Source organism: Arthrobacter sp. 05T420 (genome assembly GCF_056396305.1).
Map to the genome: position 1 here is coordinate 1 of NZ_JBFTLG010000042.1, position 1,073 is coordinate 1,073.

Consider the following 1,073-nt stretch of genomic DNA (forward strand, 5'->3'; position numbering starts at 1 on the left):
ACGGTCTCGATGGGCATCGGCCCGATGAACGCGATCTACCAGGCGCAGTCCAACCGGTACCTGCACAACCGCGGCATCAAGGACACCTCGGACCAGCAGGTCTGGGCGTTCCTGGGCGACGGCGAAATGGACGAGCCCGAGTCCCGCGGCCTGCTCCAGCTCGCCGCGAACGACAAGCTCGACAACCTGAACTTCGTGGTCAACTGCAACCTCCAGCGCCTCGACGGRCCCGTCCGCGGCAACGGCAAGATCATGCAGGAACTGGAGGCCTTCTTCCGCGGCGCSGGCTGGAACGTCATCAAGGTGGTCTGGGGCCGGGAGTGGGATGACCTGCTGGCCAAGGACGAGGACGGCTCGCTSGTCAAAATCATGAACGAGACCGTCGACGGCGACTACCAGACCTACAAGGCCGAGTCCGGCGCGTTCGTCCGCGAGCACTTCTTCGGCAAGACCCCGCAGACCAAGGAAATGGTCCAGGACCTGACCGACGACGAGATCTGGAACCTCAAGCGCGGCGGCCACGACTACAACAAGGTCTACGCCGCGTACAAGGCCGCCACCGAGTTCAAGGGCAAGCCCACCGTCATCCTGGCCCACACGGTCAAGGGCTACGGGCTGGGCACGCACTTCGAGGGCCGCAACGCGACCCACCAGATGAAGAARCTCACCCTCGCSGACCTCAAGGCCTTCCGCGACCACCTGCGCATCCCGATCACGGACGACCAGCTCGAAGCGGACCTCTACCGSCCGCCGTACTACCACCCCGGCATGGACTCCCCGGARATCCAGTACCTCATGGGCCGCCGCAAGGAACTCGGCGGATTCGTCCCCGAACGCCGCTCCAAGCACGTGGACGTCACCCTYCCGGATGAGAAGGCATACGAAGTCGCGAACCGCGGCTCCGGCAAGCAGCACGCCGCCACCACCATGGCGTTTGTCCGCCTGCTCAAGGACCTCATGCGGGACAAGGAGTTCGGCAAGCGGATTGTGCCGATCATTCCGGATGAGGCCCGCACCTTCGGCATGGACGCGTTCTTCCCGACGGCGAAGATCTACAACCCGAACGGCCAGAA

At 64.5% G+C, this 1,073-nt stretch carries 1 pseudogene; it reads left to right on the forward strand.

Annotated features, from left to right (window positions below):
• Nucleotides 1-1,073 (forward strand): annotated as a pseudogene (locus tag AC1DEM_RS21620) (pyruvate dehydrogenase (acetyl-transferring), homodimeric type); the annotation flags it as partial.